The organism is Parasphingomonas zepuensis (assembly GCF_036663735.1).
Taxonomy (GTDB): Bacteria; Pseudomonadota; Alphaproteobacteria; order Sphingomonadales; family Sphingomonadaceae; genus Sphingomonas.
This window is the reverse complement of record NZ_JAXOJO010000003.1, coordinates 602459-617679: the sequence shown is the minus strand read 5'-3', so window position 1 is coordinate 617679 and position 15221 is coordinate 602459. Positions and strand designations below refer to the sequence as shown.

The 15221-nt window shown below is 65.9% G+C and carries 14 protein-coding genes; 13 read left to right on the top strand and 1 reads right to left on the bottom strand.

The genetic code is table 11. The features are described 5' to 3' along the window. Nucleotides 1-282 precede the first annotated feature (282 nt). From U1769_RS14260 to U1769_RS14220, 9 genes are all read left to right on the top strand, one after another. Nucleotides 283-822, top strand: a complete 540-nt coding sequence (locus tag U1769_RS14260) for an RNA polymerase sigma factor (RefSeq protein WP_332717140.1) — start codon at nt 283-285, stop codon at nt 820-822. After that, a complete protein-coding gene (locus tag U1769_RS14255; protein WP_332717138.1) occupies nt 819-1778 on the top strand; it encodes a FecR family protein in 960 nt (319 codons plus the stop codon). Before U1769_RS14260 ends, U1769_RS14255 begins: the two co-directional genes overlap by 4 nt. A gap of 147 nt (nt 1779-1925) precedes the next feature. Further along, the gene (locus tag U1769_RS14250) at nt 1926-3491 is read left to right on the top strand and encodes an alkaline phosphatase D family protein (protein ID WP_332717136.1); all 1566 of its coding nucleotides are present in this window, start codon (nt 1926-1928) and stop codon (nt 3489-3491) included. A 967-nt stretch (nt 3492-4458) separates the two neighbouring features. Then, entirely contained in the window at nt 4459-5412 is a 954-nt protein-coding gene (locus U1769_RS14245) for an ArdC family protein (RefSeq protein ID WP_332717133.1), read from the top strand. Then, nucleotides 5409-5849 carry a DUF2958 domain-containing protein gene (locus tag U1769_RS14240; RefSeq protein ID WP_332717131.1) on the top strand — a complete coding sequence of 147 codons (441 nt, stop codon included), beginning with the start codon at nt 5409-5411 and terminating at the stop codon, nt 5847-5849. Before U1769_RS14245 ends, U1769_RS14240 begins: the two co-directional genes overlap by 4 nt. An 85-nt stretch (nt 5850-5934) precedes the next feature. Then, a complete protein-coding gene (locus U1769_RS14235; RefSeq protein WP_332717129.1) occupies nt 5935-7779 on the top strand; it encodes a ParB/RepB/Spo0J family partition protein in 1845 nt (614 codons plus the stop codon). Nucleotides 7780-7889: 110 nt separating this feature from the next. Further along, nucleotides 7890-8165, top strand: a complete 276-nt coding sequence (locus U1769_RS14230) for a sigma-70 region 4 domain-containing protein (RefSeq protein WP_332717126.1) — start codon at nt 7890-7892, stop codon at nt 8163-8165. After that, on the top strand, nt 8162-9073 hold the full coding sequence (locus tag U1769_RS14225) for a HEPN domain-containing protein (protein ID WP_332717124.1): 912 nt from the start codon (nt 8162-8164) through the stop codon (nt 9071-9073). The genes U1769_RS14230 and U1769_RS14225 overlap by 4 nt, the downstream gene beginning before the upstream one ends. Before the next feature lie 283 nt (nt 9074-9356). Then, complete coding sequence (locus U1769_RS14220; RefSeq protein ID WP_332717121.1) at nt 9357-9677, top strand: DUF736 domain-containing protein; 321 nt, start codon at nt 9357-9359, stop codon at nt 9675-9677. A gap of 220 nt (nt 9678-9897) precedes the next feature. Here the strand turns inward: U1769_RS14220 and U1769_RS14215 are convergent, their stop codons facing one another. Continuing rightward, complete coding sequence (locus U1769_RS14215; protein ID WP_332717118.1) at nt 9898-10950, bottom strand: IS110 family RNA-guided transposase; 1053 nt, start codon at nt 10948-10950, stop codon at nt 9898-9900. Nucleotides 10951-11154: 204 nt separating this feature from the next. Here U1769_RS14215 and U1769_RS14210 point away from each other — a divergent pair, with 204 nt between their 5' ends. The 4 genes from U1769_RS14210 to U1769_RS14195 all read left to right on the top strand — a co-directional run bounded on the left by U1769_RS14210 (nt 11155) and on the right by U1769_RS14195 (nt 14770). Continuing rightward, a complete protein-coding gene (locus U1769_RS14210) occupies nt 11155-11772 on the top strand; it encodes a hypothetical protein (protein WP_332717116.1) in 618 nt (205 codons plus the stop codon). A 351-nt stretch (nt 11773-12123) separates the two neighbouring features. Next, entirely contained in the window at nt 12124-14073 is a 1950-nt protein-coding gene (gene rlxS / locus U1769_RS14205; protein ID WP_332717114.1) for a relaxase/mobilization nuclease RlxS, read from the top strand. An 86-nt stretch (nt 14074-14159) separates the two neighbouring features. Continuing rightward, nucleotides 14160-14582 carry a ribbon-helix-helix protein, CopG family gene (locus U1769_RS14200; RefSeq protein ID WP_332717112.1) on the top strand — a complete coding sequence of 141 codons (423 nt, stop codon included), beginning with the start codon at nt 14160-14162 and terminating at the stop codon, nt 14580-14582. Continuing rightward, entirely contained in the window at nt 14579-14770 is a 192-nt protein-coding gene (locus U1769_RS14195) for a helix-turn-helix domain-containing protein (protein ID WP_332717109.1), read from the top strand. The genes U1769_RS14200 and U1769_RS14195 overlap by 4 nt, the downstream gene beginning before the upstream one ends. The last annotated feature ends 451 nt before the right edge of the window (nt 14771-15221 follow it).

Genomic DNA, 15221 nt, shown 5'->3' with positions numbered 1-15221 from the left:
TCGTGGTTCGTTGGCAAGACGGGCAGGGGAGGAGAAACCCGACAAACTATTTTGTTTCACTTATATTACATGAAAGTTTCGTTTATATTTCTTGCCCTAGGGCTGGCGGGGAAGCGTTTATACTTTGCATGTTTCGACACTACTTCCGGCTGACCTGTCAGCTGCGCGACCAGTGAGGTCGATTTTTTCAGCCGTGTCGAAGCGCTGAAGCACGTCACGGCGCCTTCACCGAGATTGTCACAAACAAGCCCTAGGGCGCCGGGAGAACAACCCGGATCTCCCATGCCAGCGCCGCAGCATCAGATCGAACGCCCCGCAGGCGATGCGCCCGCCGAGGATTGGCGCGCGATCGGCGCGGCGCTGAACCGCTATGTGCGTGCGCGTACCAGCCGCACCGACGTGGCCGAGGACGTCGTGCAGGAGACATTGTCGCGGCTGGTATGTCAGAGCCGCACGCAAAAGCTGGTCAGCGTCTATGCGCTGGGCTTTCGGATCGCCGCGAACCTGCTTGTCGACCATCATCGTCGAGACAGCCGCTATGTCCCGGAAGGCGGGGAGGAGCCGGCCAGCCAGGCCCCCTTGCCCGATCGGGTGCTGGTCGGCCGGCAGGAGCTTGCCATCCTGAAGGGTGCGCTTGCCGCGATGCCGCCGCTTCGGCGCGACGTACTTGTCCGTCGCAGGCTTCAGGGGCAAAGCTGCGCGGCGATAGCGAGGGATCTGGGGTTGAGCCTGAAGGCGGTCGAAAAGCACATCACGCGCGGCCTGGCCGATCTCCACAAGGCGATGCCAGGGGATACGGGCTCGCATGGGGTCGGCCGATGAACCCGGAAACCCGCATCGCCGAGGAAGCTGCGGCCTGGATCGATCGGCTCAATCAGCCGGCGTTCGATGCCGCGGCCGGTCCCGATTTCGACGCCTGGATGGCCGCGGCGCCGCGCCACCGGGAGGTGTTTGCCGATCTGCAGGCGCTTTGGCAGTCCGATGCGTTTGTCGAAGCGCTCGGGCAGGCCGGCGCGCCGGTCGCGATCGGCGTGCCGCGGGCCGATCGTTTCCCAACACTGCGCCGCGCCGCGCCGCTGGCAGCGGCCTGCGGGGTGCTGGCCGCGATCGCGCTGATTCCACCGTTGTTCTTGACGAGCACCTATCGCACCGCCGCCGGCACCGGCAGAGCCGTCGTGCTGGCGGACGGCTCGCGCGTGGATCTGAGCGGCGATACCGAGCTTCGGGTGCGGATCCTGCCGTGGCGGCGGGACGCAGTGCTCGTGCGCGGCGAGGCGTTTTTCGACGTTCGCCACGAAACAGCCCGGGCGTTCCGGGTCTCGAGCGGAACCACGTCGGTGCGGGTGTTGGGTACTGCCTTCAACGTCGATCGCCAGAGCCCGACGCGAACCGCAGTCGCGGTGTACCGCGGCGCGGTCGAGGTCGGCGTGGCCGGTGAGCCCGATCTCGTGCTGCGCAAGGGAGACGGCGCGCGCGTCGTCGACGGCCATGTCACCGCGCAGCCGCGTCTTGCGGGCAGCGCTCCCGAATGGAAATCGGGCTGGTTCGAGGCTTCCGATATCCCGCTGGGCGTGCTGATCGGCAAGGTGCAACGCTATTCGACGCGGCCGATCGTGCTGCAGGACCGCGCCCTGCTCGCGCTTCCGATCAGCGGGCGCTTCCACGTTTCCGACACCGGTCAGGTGCTGCAGGCAGTGGAGGCGGCGTACCACGTCGATATTTCCTATGGCCCGAAATCGATTTCGATCCGCCCCGCCGGAGACACGGGCAACCCCTGACCGCGTCACTGCCGCCCATCTTCCGGCAATTTTCCGTGTAGGGTTTCGCGGGACTGATCCGTCTTCCCGGCACATCTGGTCGCGAAGCGATGCCGGAACGCGTCCGTCGTCCTGTTTGCGCCGCGCCATGAAGGGAGTCTCGTCGCAGTGCCTCAGTTCGATCGCCGCAATCTGATCAAGGCCGGCCTTTCGCTCGCGCTCCTCGGCGGGATGGATGCCCCGAGGCTGCTCGCGCAGGCGAGGTTCACGCGCGATCCGTTCACGCTCGGCGTTGCCGCGGGGGATCCCTGGCCCGATGGTTTCGTGATCTGGACCCGGCTCGCGCCCGAGCCGCAGACGCCCGACGGGGGCATGCCGCCGCACGACGTTCCGGTGCGCTGGGAAGTTGCCGAGGATCCCGCTTTCCGCAAGATCGTGCGCTCCGGCAAGGCAGTGGCGAACGCGCTTCTCGCGCACTCGGTCCATGTCGAGGTCGATGGACTGCGCCCCCACCGGCCTTACTGGTATCGCTTTCTCGTCGCGGGCGCAGCGACGAGCCCGGTGGGCACCGCGCGCACCGCGCCGGCGGCCGGGGCGCCGCTTGATCGCCTCCGGCTCGCGATGCTGGGATGCCAGGATTTCGAGATGGGCTTCTTCACTGCCTATGCGCATGTGGCGCGGGAGCCCGATCTCGACGCGGTCTTCCACTATGGCGATTATATCTACGAGATGGCGGCGCGTACCGAGCCGAGCGCGCGCAAGCACATCGGCGCCGAGACCTATACGCTTGACGACTATCGCCGCCGCTATGCCCAGTACAAGGCGGATCCCGATCTCCAGGCGGCCCACGCCGCCGTCGCCTTCGTCATGTCGTTCGACGATCACGAAATCGACGACAATTGGGCAGGCGATTTCGACAAGGATGGCAACCCGCCCGCCGTCTTCGCGCGCCGCAAGGCAGCGGCCCTGCAGGCCTGGTACGAACATGTTCCCGTTCGCCGCGCGCAGCGGCCGGGGCCCGGCGCCGCGCACGCCTATCGCCGGCTCGATTACGGCACGCTCGCCCGGATGCACGTGCTCGATACGCGGTCCCATCGCAGCGATCAGCTCTGCGAGCGTCCGGGGCTGTCGCGCGCGCAGCTCGACGCCTGTTATCCGGTCGACGAGCCGGCGCGGACGATGATTGGCGCGGCCCAGGAGGCCTGGCTGGATCGCGGGCTCGCCAGCGGCGCGCGCTGGAACTTCATCGCGCAACAGGTGCTGTTCATGCCCTTTGACGCGCGGAGGGACGGGGCTGCCGCGCCGGTCGTCGGCAAGGACAATTGGAACGGCTACCCCCTGTCGCGCCAGCGGCTCGTCGACGGCATCGCGCGGCGGGGCCTGACGAATGTCGTGATCGGCAGCGGCGATCTGCACCAGAATGTCGTCGGATCCGTGCCCCGGCACATGCAGGATCTCGAGGGCCCCGCGATCGCCAGCGAGTTTCTGGCGACGTCGATCTCGTCGGGTGGAACCGGTGGAGCGCATTACCCGGGAGAAAGCCGGGCGCTGGATTATAATCCGAACGTGAAGCTGCTCAACAACCAGCGCGGCTACCAGCTCTTCACGGTCACGCCGGATCGCTGGCTGGCGGAGGTGAAGGTCATGGATCAGGTCGACAGGCCCGGTGGAACGATCGCGACCCTGGCCAAATTCGCCGTGGATCCCCGGCAGCCCGGCCCGCAGCTGGCCTGATCGGTCTCTTAGAAACGCGCCCTTATCGCAGACTGGCGCCTTCAATGCCGAGAAATGGCTTCGTTGGGCGAGCGCAGGAGGTGAGGCAGGCAGACCCGGCTCGAAGCCGGCTCCTACCGCTCTTTGGTTATAAAGCTTGATCGCCGGGCGGCTCAGTACGTAGCGAGGCGGTCGCGTTAGTCGAGCACCTGCTCGACAAGCGAACGTACGCGTCGAAGGCGCCCGCGACGTGAGGATGCTGGACTTGCCGACGCCCGTCGGCCGCGCGCCAGGCCGACGATTTCAGAGCCGGAGCAAATGGCGAGGGTGACCCGCTCCGTTGAGTGCGCCTCGCGCGGCTGGGCGCCGCTCGACCCTGCTCTATGGCGCGGCGCTGCGGCCGCGCCACCGAGCCCTTCCTGCGTGCGGTCTCGGCCTGGCGGTGACGATCAGATGGCGCGGGTCGGCCTGAGGCCGACGCAAAAGACCGCCTCACAAAGCGATACGTTGTGGGGACCCCGGATGGAGCGGGCTATCGTCGCACACTGCCGACGCAGGCTTACGGCAGGGTCCGGAGCCTGATGCAGGGCCCGCGGGCCCGCTCTTCCTGCGCGCCGGCGGTGCGCCCGGGGTCGCGCGCGGCGACAGGCGCCGCCGTGCGGGACCCCGACCCTGCACCGCTGATCCGGCGCGCATTCCTTGAGAGGGCCCCTTCCCGTTGGGGGCGGCTCCGCCGCAGGTTGAGCGGACGCCGCGCTGGCGCGCGGCGGCGTTGTTTGTGCCTTCCCGGCCAAGCGCGGGTGGGCGGCGCTTCGTCCTGGGACCGCCGCGGGCGCCGGCAACCCCGGCTGCGCCGGGGTGCTCCACTGCGTTTCGCCCCTTTCGGGTGCCGGCGCCCGCTGTGGCGGTCCCGGTCCTTCGCTGCTGCCGCCCACCCCCGCTTGTCCGGGAAGGCCGTGTTTTTTTGGGGCGGTGGAGGACAATATCCATGCGCAGGACCAACAGAGCGCGCGCTTCGGGCCCGGACGGCGCCCCGCGCGGTAATGTCTATGACGACGTGACGACCCGCATCATCGCCGAGCTCGAAGGAGGCCGCATCCCATGGGTGCAGCCATGGGGGCGGACCGGCGGGGCAGGGGCCGCGCTGCCGCGCAACGCGTTCACCGGGCGGGCCTATTCCGGGATCAACGTCCTGCTCCTGTGGAGCGCGGTGATCGAGGCTGGGTATCGTTCGCAAGGCTGGCTGACGTTCCGTCAGGCGCAGGAGGCGGGCGGCTGCGTCCGCAAGGGCGAACGCGGCGTCTGCGTCGTCTATGCCGACCGGTTCACACCGGAGAAAGAGCGCGAGCGGGCGCGGGAAGCAGGCGAGGCGGCGCGGGTCGTTCCGTTCCTCAAGCGCTTCACCGTGTTCAATATGGCGCAGTGCGAGGGTCTGCGCGACGGCCTTGCTTCCGACCCCGCCCCGCTGCCCGAGCGCGAGATCGTGCCGGTCGCCGAGCAGGTGATCGCGGCGTCGGGCGTGGCGTTCCGGATCGGCGGCGACGAGGCCTTTTATTCGCCTTCGCACGATTTCGTGCAGATCCCGCCGCAGCCCGCCTTTTTCGATCCGATCAACTGGTACCGCACCGCGCTGCACGAACTGACGCATGCGACCGGTCATGCGTCGCGGCTCGACCGGAAGCTGGTCACCAGTTTCGGCACCAAGGATTATGCTCGCGAAGAGCTGGTCGCCGAGATGGGCTCGGCCTTCCTCTGCGCCTCGCTCGGCATCGTGCCGACCGTGCGGCATGCCGATTACCTCGCTTCGTGGCTCGAGGTGCTGCGCGAGGACAACAGGGCGATCTTCCGCGCCGCGTCCGCCGCCAGCAAAGCCGCCGACTGGCTGCTGGCGCGCTATGCGCTGACGCAGGGCGGTGCGCCAGAAGGGGAGGTCGCGGCATGAGCGACCTTCTCACCCCCGAGCTTCGCGCAGGGCTGCGTGCCAATGCCGTCGCGCACCGTGAAGCGGTCGCGCAGGGACGGGCCGAGCCCGACCCCGCGCCGGTCGTGCGGCTGTTCAATCCGTTCGGGGCCGCGACCTGGCTCGCGACGGAGCTCGACGAGGACGGCGACACGCTGTTCGGGCTGGCCGACCTCGGCTTCGGCTGTCCCGAGCTTGGCTCGTTCAGCCTGTCCGAGATCGCGAGCGTGGACCTGCCGTTCGGGCTGCGGATCGAGCGCGATACGGCGTTCGAGGGGCATTTTCCGCTGTCGGCCTATGCCGAGGCGGCGCGCAGGACCGGCAGCATCCTTGGTGCCGAACGGCTCATGCACGCTCTTCTGCTCTCCATCCAGACCAACAAGCTTCCCGACCCGTCCGACGAGGGCGGCGCGGGCTGACGTGGCGGCCGTTTGCCGCCGATCAGCCGGTCCCGCTCCGCGACTCTAACCCGACGCGGGACCGGCTCTCCCGAAGGAGACTGACATGAAACTCGAATTCATCCCGCTCGACAAGCTGGTTATCAGCAAGAGCAACATGCGCCGGGGCAAAAGGCCCCCCGATGTGTCGGATATCCTGCCGACCGTGCGCCGTCGCGGCGTGATCCAGCCGGTGCTGGTGCGCCCGAACTGCGCGCCGGACGGCTATGAGATCGTCGCGGGGGCGCGGCGGTTTACCGCTGCCTGCATCGTCGCCGACGAGCGCCGGGAAGCGGGCGAAGATGTCGAGCCCATGCCCTGCGCCATTCTCGATGACGGCGATGACGCCGCCGCCGTCGAGGCGTCGATGATCGAGAACATGGCCCGGCTCGATGCGGACGAGGTGACTCAGTGGGAAAGCTTCACCCGGCTGGTGAAGGAGGGCCGCAGTATCGAGGATATCGGGCTGACCTTCGGTTTGCCCGAGCTGATGGTGAGGCGCGTGCTGGCGCTCGGCAATCTGTTGCCCCGCATCCGCGACCTCTACCGCCGCGACAAGCTCGACCGGGTCACGGTGCGCCACCTGACCCTTGCCTCGAAGGCGCAGCAAAAGGCGTGGCTGGCGCTGGCCGACGATCCCAAGGGCCGCGCGCCGACCGGCCAGCAGGTCAAGGCTTGGCTGTTCGGCGGGCAGTCGATCCCGGTCAAACATGCCCTGTTCGACTGGGAAGCGAGCGGCACCGCGACGATCGCAGACCTGTTCGGCGAGGATCGCTATTTTGCCGATGGCGATGCGTTTTGGACCGCGCAGCATGAAGCGATCGAGGCGCGCCGGGCGGCGTTCATCGAGGCCGGGTGGTCGGACGCGGTCGTGGTCCCGCTGCCTGAGCAATTCCACAGCTGGGAATATGAGAAGGCGGGCAAGAAGAAGGGCGGGCGCGTCTATATCGACGTCCGCGCGAGCGGCGAGGTGGTGTTCCATGAAGGCTATGTCAGCCGGAAGGAGGCCGCGCGGCTGGCGAAGGGCGACACGACTGCGACCGACCCGAAGCCCGCACGGCCCGAGGTCACGACCACCTTGCAAACCTATATCGATCTGCACCGCCACGCCGCCGTCCGAGCGGCGCTGGTCGCCCAGCCGGGAGCGGCGCTGCGGCTGATGGTCGCGCATGCCATTGCCGGGTCGTATCTGTGGCGTGTGTCGGTCGAGCCGCAATCGACGCAGAATGACGCGGTGCGCGAGAGCGTCGAGAACAGCGTGGGCGAAGCGCGGTTCGACGCGCGACGCCGTGCGGTGCTGGCCATTCTCGGGCTGGGTGCCGAGGCGCCGACCGTCACGCGGGGTGCGAGCGGCGAGGCGGGCGTGGTCCGCCTGTTCCACCGGTTGCTCGACCTGCCCGACACCGAGGTCATGGCGGCGATCGCGATCGTCATGGGCGAGACGCTCGCCAGCGGCAGCCCTGCCGTCGAGGCGGTCGGGCTGCACCTTGCGGTCGATATGGCGGACTGGTGGCAGGCCGATGATGGCCTGTTCGACCTGATCCGCGACCGGCAGGTGCTGGTCGATATGGTCGGCGAGGTGGCCGGGATTACGGTCGCCGAGGCGAACGGAAAGGAGAAGACGAAGACCCTGAAAGCCATCGTCCGCGATCATCTGGAGGGCGCGGGCGGGCGCGACAAGGTCGAGCGCTGGGTGCCGCGCTGGATGGCGTTCCCGCCATCCGCCTACACCGCGCGTGGCGGTGTCGGCACGGTCGTGGCCCATGCCCGGGCGCTGGCGGGGCGCGAGATCGAGGCGCGGGCCAGCAATGATGACGAGCCAGACCCCACAGGGCCGGCCGCGATCCTCGCCATTCCGGATCCCGATGACGAGGGCGAAGGCGCCATCGAACCGCAGGCGCTGGCGGCGTGAGGCGGGCGGGCGCCGGATGTCCGGTGCCCGCCATGCATCGGGCCGAACCCTCAAATCCGGCCGCGCGCCTCAGCCGTTCCGGCTGCGGCGCGCGGAAAAGGAGTGATGATATGGATGATTCCCGACCCTCCCGTCGAGCATTGTGGCGCCTGCGCCGCGCGCTTTATACCATGCCCGAACGCCCGCGCGCGGTGTTCGACCTGCACCGGTTCGGCGACCGTGATTACGCGCAAATCGCCGACGAACTCGGCATCGAACTGGCGGAGGTCGAGCGCGCCATGGCGGATGCCATGGTCCATCTCGACCGGAAGACGGGGCCCCACAGGAACGTCGCTCGATTTGGGGCTTGGCTTCGCCGCCGGTTCGGGCGATTCTGGCGGCGATGAAGCACGATCTGGATCATCTGCCCGAGGGCAAGAGGCGCGAGCTAGACCGGGTCGTCGAGATCGTTCGCGAGGGGTTCGCGCGCGCAATCAGGTTCCGGAGCCAGCCGCGCTTCCGCAATGGCACGCTGCTGAAGATCATCCTGTTCGGCAGCTATGCGCGCGGCGACTGGGTCGAGGATCCGGTCGGGCGCTACTTCTCGGACTATGATCTGCTGGTCGTGGTCGATCATGAAGACCTGACCGATGTGCCGGAATTCTGGCTCAAGACCGAGGACCGGCTGCTCGAAGCGCTGGCCGAAGGCACGGTGCTGCGGACCCCGGTCAGCCTCGTCTATCACAGCCTCGACGACGTGAACGAGAAGCTGCGGCTGGGCCGCTATTTCTTCATCGATATCCTGCGCGATGGCGTGGTCCTGTTCGAGGAGCCGGGGCATCCGTTCGTCGAGCCGCACCCGCTATCGGCGGAAGAGGCGCTGCGTGAGACGCAGGTCTATTTTGATGAATGGTTCTCTAGCGCGAACAATTTCGAAAAGTTGGCTAACAGCGCCCGTCTAGAAGGCATGCCTAAAGAAGCGGCGTTTCTTTTTCATCAGGCCACCGAGCGGCTTTACCAATGCCTGTTCTTGGTCCGCACGCTCTACATGCCCAAGACGCACAACCTGAACCGGTTGCGCTCGCTTGCCGAGGACATGGAGCCGAGGCTGAAACAGGTCTGGCCGTCCGGCACCAAGCAGGGGCGACAGGCTTATGCGCGGCTGCGCGAGGCCTATATCAAGGCGCGCTACTCGCGCGAATATCGTATCACCGCCGAGCAGCTTAGCTGGCTGGGCGAGCGCGTTGCCGTGTTGAAGGCGGTTGTCGAAAGCGCGTGCGTCGAGCGCCTCAATACCCTGGCCCAAGCAGCCTGACCGCAAGTCGATCCCATCGGTAACAGCGACGTCACTCCCCCAACGAAACAGACCGTCTCCGGCCTTGACTGCCTTTGACCTATGGCCGGTCGGTTCGCCCGAAACCATCGCGGACAGACTATTTTCCCCGCCGCTGACGCGGCTCCTCGCGGTTCAAAATAGCCCGCCGCTCCGGTCCTTCGCTGCGCTTCGGCCTGCGGGTTCGGGCGCCCCTTGTCCCGTCCATCTGGTCGGCATGTCGGCGCGGGAACGGTCCCGTGTCGCACAGACAGGAGTGATCATCATGGCTGCCATCGGATATGTGACCAAGGGTTCGGACGGCTCGTTCAAGGGCCAGTTGAAGACGCTCAGCATTCGTGCCGAGATCGAGATCGTCGCCAATCCCGGCAAGACGACGGACGCCCAGCCCGACTACCGTGTGCTGTCAGAAGGCGTCGAAATCGGCGCGGGCTGGCTGCGCCGCTCGGAGACCTCGGGCCGCGATTACGTGTCGCTCAGCATGGCGGCACCGGAGTTCGGCCCGCGCACGCTCTACGCCAATCTCGGCCGTGCCGCCGGCGAGGCCGAGGACCGGTTCGCGGTGATCTGGAACCCCGCCGACTGAGCGGACAAGGCTTGGCCCCGGCATCGCGAACGCGATGTCGGGGCTCCTTCGCTCACGGGTTTGCGATGAAAAACGCGCTAGCGATCAGCCTGAACTCGCGACTTCATAATTAGGGCTACGCTGACAGATGTCACGATGAGGCTCCAATTGGGGGTACGGAGTTTGCGCTCCAATTTCTAGGTCGGAGTCCTCATCGGCCGCGCGTGGCGGAACTCTTCAATCAGATTGGATAGGGCTCGAAGTCTCGGTCGCCTTTCCACATGCTGAGCATCGCAACAGCCAGCTTTCGAGCCACCGCTGTCCTCGCTTTGCGGTATCCAAGGCGGGTCCTCAGGCTGACGCCCCAGTCACGAATCGCGCACGGTGTCTTGGCGCGCGAGATCATCACCCCGGCGGCCAGGACCAAGTAGCTCCTCGTCATGACGCTTCCCGCTTTGGTGATACCTGATCGCTGATGGCCATTGCCCGACTGTATCACCTTGGGGACCATTCCGAGATATGCACCAACATCGCCCGATCGCTCAAAACGGCTGGGATCATCGATCGCGGCGTAAAATGAGAGGGCGCAGATGGGGCCGACGCCCGGGATCTGCATGAAGCGATTCGTCACCGGATTTAGCATCGCGGCGCTCTCTATCTCTTCGTCCAGTCGGTCAGTGTAGGCGGCTATCGCCTCCCAGACATTCAGCAGCGGCGTAAGTTGTTTTGCCACTCCGCGCATCCCTTTGCCTTCGAGCAGAATAAGCTCTGCCTCGACGGTAAGCTTAAGTGCTGCCTTCCCCCGCCCAAACTGACGGATACCGCTCCCGTGATTTCGAAGCATTGAACGGAGAGAATTGCTGACGGCCGAGCGCAAAACGATGAGCCGTTGTCGCACGGCGAGCTGGTTCCGTAGTTCCTGCGCCTCGGTGCTTCTACAATGCACGGCCAGCCGAGAGAATCTGCCGAGCCGGGCGATCTCTGCGAGGCCACGGGCGTCGTTCAGGTCGGTCTTGTTCTGTCGGATAGAGAGGTACCGATGCGTCTTGCGCGCGTCGAGCACGGACACCGGATACCCGATGCGCTGAAGCTGTCGCTGCAGTTCCGTCGACGCTCCACTCTCCATCACCATCGCCTGGATGTCGGCGATTTCAATGCCGGAGAGGCCACGGGCAATCTCGTCGGGGCCCGAACCTGTCGAGCACTCGATTAATGGGGGTTCGCTTTCTCCCAGCACGCAGATGCTGGTGAATGCCTCTCCGACGTCCAGTCCAACCCAGTGCCGTGCACTCATGTCGACCTCCCTCGATGGCGGCTGGCGGCCACCATTTGGCACAACTAGGTTGCGTGCCCGCGAAGGCTACGCGCCTAACAAAAAGACTCGGCGACCCGCCAGCCGTGGTCCGTCTGGACCGAGATTGGCCGTGCGGCGGCGATGCTACATTGGCATGACGGTCGCCCGGAAACTGCGGTGAACTGACGCACCCATGATGCGGAGATGGGGGAGGGCTCGTCTCGGATCGTCCAAGCATGGCGGCTGCCGGCGCGCCTGTGCAAGGCCGGCGGCCCCTCCAATTTTGCCGCGAGATGGAGCGCGCTGCGCGCGCGCGTTTGCTTGTTTCAGCGCGACAAAATCGGTTCCTCCGCCGCCGCTTCGCGGTGCCTGCGCTTCGCTCCGGCAGCCCTGACAGGCACGCCGGCAGCCGCCGTCGAATGGATGTCTTCGATGATGAAGGCGTCAAGCGAGGAGGTTCACATGGCCATGTTTCAGACCGTCGGATCGGCATCGGATCGCGTGATGGCAGCGCTGGTTGCGGGGCTCGAACTCGAATTTGGATCGCGCGCGGCGGAAGGTTTGGCGCGGCGATTTCTTGCAGCGGAAGAGTGCGATTTCACCTGGGATGCGCGGGATCAGGAGCGCTGGATCGGCAGCTATGAAGCGCCGTCGGAGGATGATGTTCAGCTCGATCGGGTGGCGATCATGGGGCGTCTCGATGGTCGCTGGATCGTCGCGGTTTGCATCGTGGATGGCGATGGGCGGGCACACGGGATGACCGCAAAACGTACGTTCGGAAAAGCTCATCTGGCGCGCAGGGCGTTCGCGGATCAGCGCTGACAATGACGAAATATCGCGGCCGGGGCGCGGTGTCGGACAGGCATCGCGCTTCGGCCTTTTTGTCCTCGGCGGCGGGAGGTGGCAGGGGAATGGGGCGTGGGCTGGGAAGGTAGTTTGGGCGTTGTGGCGGAGCTAGGGCGCAGGAGAAGAGTATAGCAAGATAGAAAGCTATGCCTCCATGAGGCGTCGCTAACGGGGTCTGCACGTCCTTTTCGGTGGAGGCACGCCGCAGGGCATGCCTCCACAGGGGTTGAGAACTGCGGGTTTCCGCCACGCGTGATGGAGCACCTTGATGCGGGTGCTGCGAGTTCCTTCATCGGGACGTTTTAGCCGCCCCAGGGATGCCGGATCATGGCCGATGACGATTTCGAACTATGGCTTGGCCATATCGGTCGGGACCGATCGGCGGCGCGCCGCATTCACCTCGCTACCAGGCGCATCGGTGGCAGTCATGGCCGATCGCGCGGCACCTTCACCGGCGTTCGGATCGGGCGCGGCGTCGGTGCGGGCGCGATGCTGTCATCACCGAGTTATCGGAGCGGGGCGACGGGGCGTCGCGCGGTAGTCAAGGCAAGCATCGTCCGGCTTGGCGCGAAGGGCTTGTCGGGCGCGGCCGCGCACCTGCGCTATCTGCAGCGCGACGGCACGACGCGGGAGGGCGAACGCGGGCAGCTTTACGGGCCCGGCGAAGAGCCAGTCGATGCCAAGACTTTCCTTGAGCGCGGCAGTGGGGATCGCCATCAGTTCCGCTTCATCGTCGCGCCAGAGGACGGCGCTGAATATGACGATCTGAAACCCCTCATCCGGCGCTGGATGAACCAGGTCGAGCAGGATCTCGGAACCAAGCTGGACTGGGTGGCGGTCGATCACTTCAACACTGGCCACCCTCATTCGCACGTGGTGGTGCGCGGCAAGGACGAGCTGGGCAGGGACCTCGTCGTCGCGCGCAACTACATGGCCCATGGTCTGCGCGAACGCGCCATACAGCTGGTCGATCTCGACCTTGGGACGCGATCTCCTGAGGAACTGCACCGCGCGGCGGTCCGGGAGATCGAGCCGGAGCGGTTCACCGGCATCGACCGGCGATTGATCCGCTCGGTCGGTGAGGACGGGCTGGTGCGCCCGGTTCATGCGGACCCTGTCGAACAGTCGTTACGTGCCGGCAGGCTCCAGGCCCTCGGCCGCATGGGGCTGGCGGCGGAGGAGCGTCGCGGGAACTGGCGATTATCGGCAGACCTCGAACCTGTCCTGCGCCGCATGGGGGAAAAGAACGATATCATCCGCACAATGCAGCGTGAGATGCGCGAGCACCTGCCCGAGCGGGGACCTGGCGCCTATGCGATCCATGACTCCGGGACTGGCGCGTCGTTCATCGGCAAGGTGATTGCACGCGGTCTGTCCGACGAGCATCGCAACCGTCATTACCTGATCGTCGATGCGACCGAGGGGCTCAGTCATTATGTCGATATCGGTGAAGGTGCGCCAGAGACGAGCCGCGGCAGCATCGTGCGTATCACCCCGACACCGATCGAGGTCAGGGCGGTTGACCGGACCGTGGCCGATATCGCTTCGGCCAATGGCGGTAGCTACTCGGTGGACCTGCATCTGCGCCACGATCCGAACGCCAGCGAGGCGTTCGCCCAAACCCACGTCCGTCGGCTCGAAGCGTTACGCAGAGCGAGCAAGGTGGCCGAGCGCAATGCCGATGGCAGCTGGACGATTGCGCGGGATCACCTTGCGCGCGTCGAGGCACACGAGCGCCAGCGCGCGGCGCGTGCGCCGGTAACGATCGAGACGCTCTCCGAGCGATCGCTTGATCGGCTGGCAGCGCATGATGGTGCGACCTGGCTCGATCGTACGCTTGTCTCCGACGAGCAACCGACGCTCGGCGGTGGGTTCGGTGGCGAGGTCCGTCAGGCGCTTGCGCGCCGCCGGCAATGGCTGGTCGAGCAACAGCTGGCCGCGCAGGACGGCGACACCGTTCGCTACCGTGCCAACCTGTTGACTGCGCTCCAACAGCGCGAATTGCGCAGGGTGGCTTCCCAATTGTCGGAAGAGCTGGGGCTGGCCTTCTCCGCCAGCCACGCCGGCCAGAAGGTCGAAGGTATCTACAATCGCGCGATAACCGTCGGTGACGCGAAGTTCGCGGTGATCGAAAAGTCGCGCGAGTTCTCGCTGGTGCCATGGCGACCTGTGCTCGAACGGGCGCTGGGAAAGCAGGTGTCGGGTATCGTTCGCGATGGTGGCATCAGCTGGACGATCGGGCGCGGTCGATCCGGGCCGGAGATCGGCTCGTTCTGATCGACCTCGGTTGGCGAGGCGAGGCGTGATCTGGCGAGACTGGGACCGTAGCATCAGCCGCCACAGCGTCGCACAGTCCGTGCATCATGAAGACGTTCAAGACCCGCCACCAGTTCTACCTGCCCGACGATTTGTCGGACGCGCTCGACCGGCTTGCCGCCAAACCGGGCAATTCGAAAACTGCGATCCTGACCGATGCGTTGCGCGCCTGGATCGACCGCAAGGCGGCGAACGAGCTCGATGAGCGGTTTGGACCGCGCCTCGATCGCCAGCAGCGCCTGTTGCATCGGCTGGAAACGGTGTCGAGCAGGCAGGCCGCAATACTCGAACTGTTCGTTCGTCATCAACTGACGCTGGTCGCGCACAACCCGCCGTTTGATGAGGCGACGAGGACACTTGGCTTGCGACGGTTCAACGCGTTCATGGATTTGGTCCTGCGGAACATGGGCTCGAACCGGGATAGCCTACCGCCTGCGGCTGACGATCGGGGCGAGGAGCCGGTCCGATGATCGATAGTGCGCCGGAGATCCTGACGGTGCGGATCAAGGACGCGTGCCGCATCACAGGGATAGGCCGCTCCAAGCTCTACGAGTTGATCGAACAGGGCGAGATCGAGATCATCAAGGTGGGATCGATGACGCTTATTCCGGTCGACGGGTTGCGGGCGTTCCTGGAAGCGCGACGGGGGCAGCGATAGCGGCCGGTAGGCTTCGCTCCCGTCTTTGCCACCCAGCAGCCTCGAAGCTCCTTCCGGAGCCGCTTTTTAGTTTACATGGAAAGGTCGACTTTGGTGGATAGCGGCCCGGCTGCTTTCGGCCACCGACTCTGCGTTTCCAGCCGTTCATTCAGTTAGAGCGCTACGGCAGCCGAGCGCCCTAAACTCGGTCATTCGCAGACTATTTTGCCAAGCAGCAAAGCAGACGCTCTCCCGTTACTGCTTTTCCTGAAGACCGGCACGCAGCATCGACTCTATCGTCCCGACGGCGTCGTGAATCGGCCGGTCCGGTGCCCAGATGCCGAAGCGTAGTCCAAGGAAGACGTTCATCCCCATGACTGCCCAAGCGCGAACTTCGTTGTCGCCCAGTAGCATGGCGCCGGTGGCGACGTTTTCGTCGAGTCGTGCCGCTATGCGTGTTGTCGACCGTTCG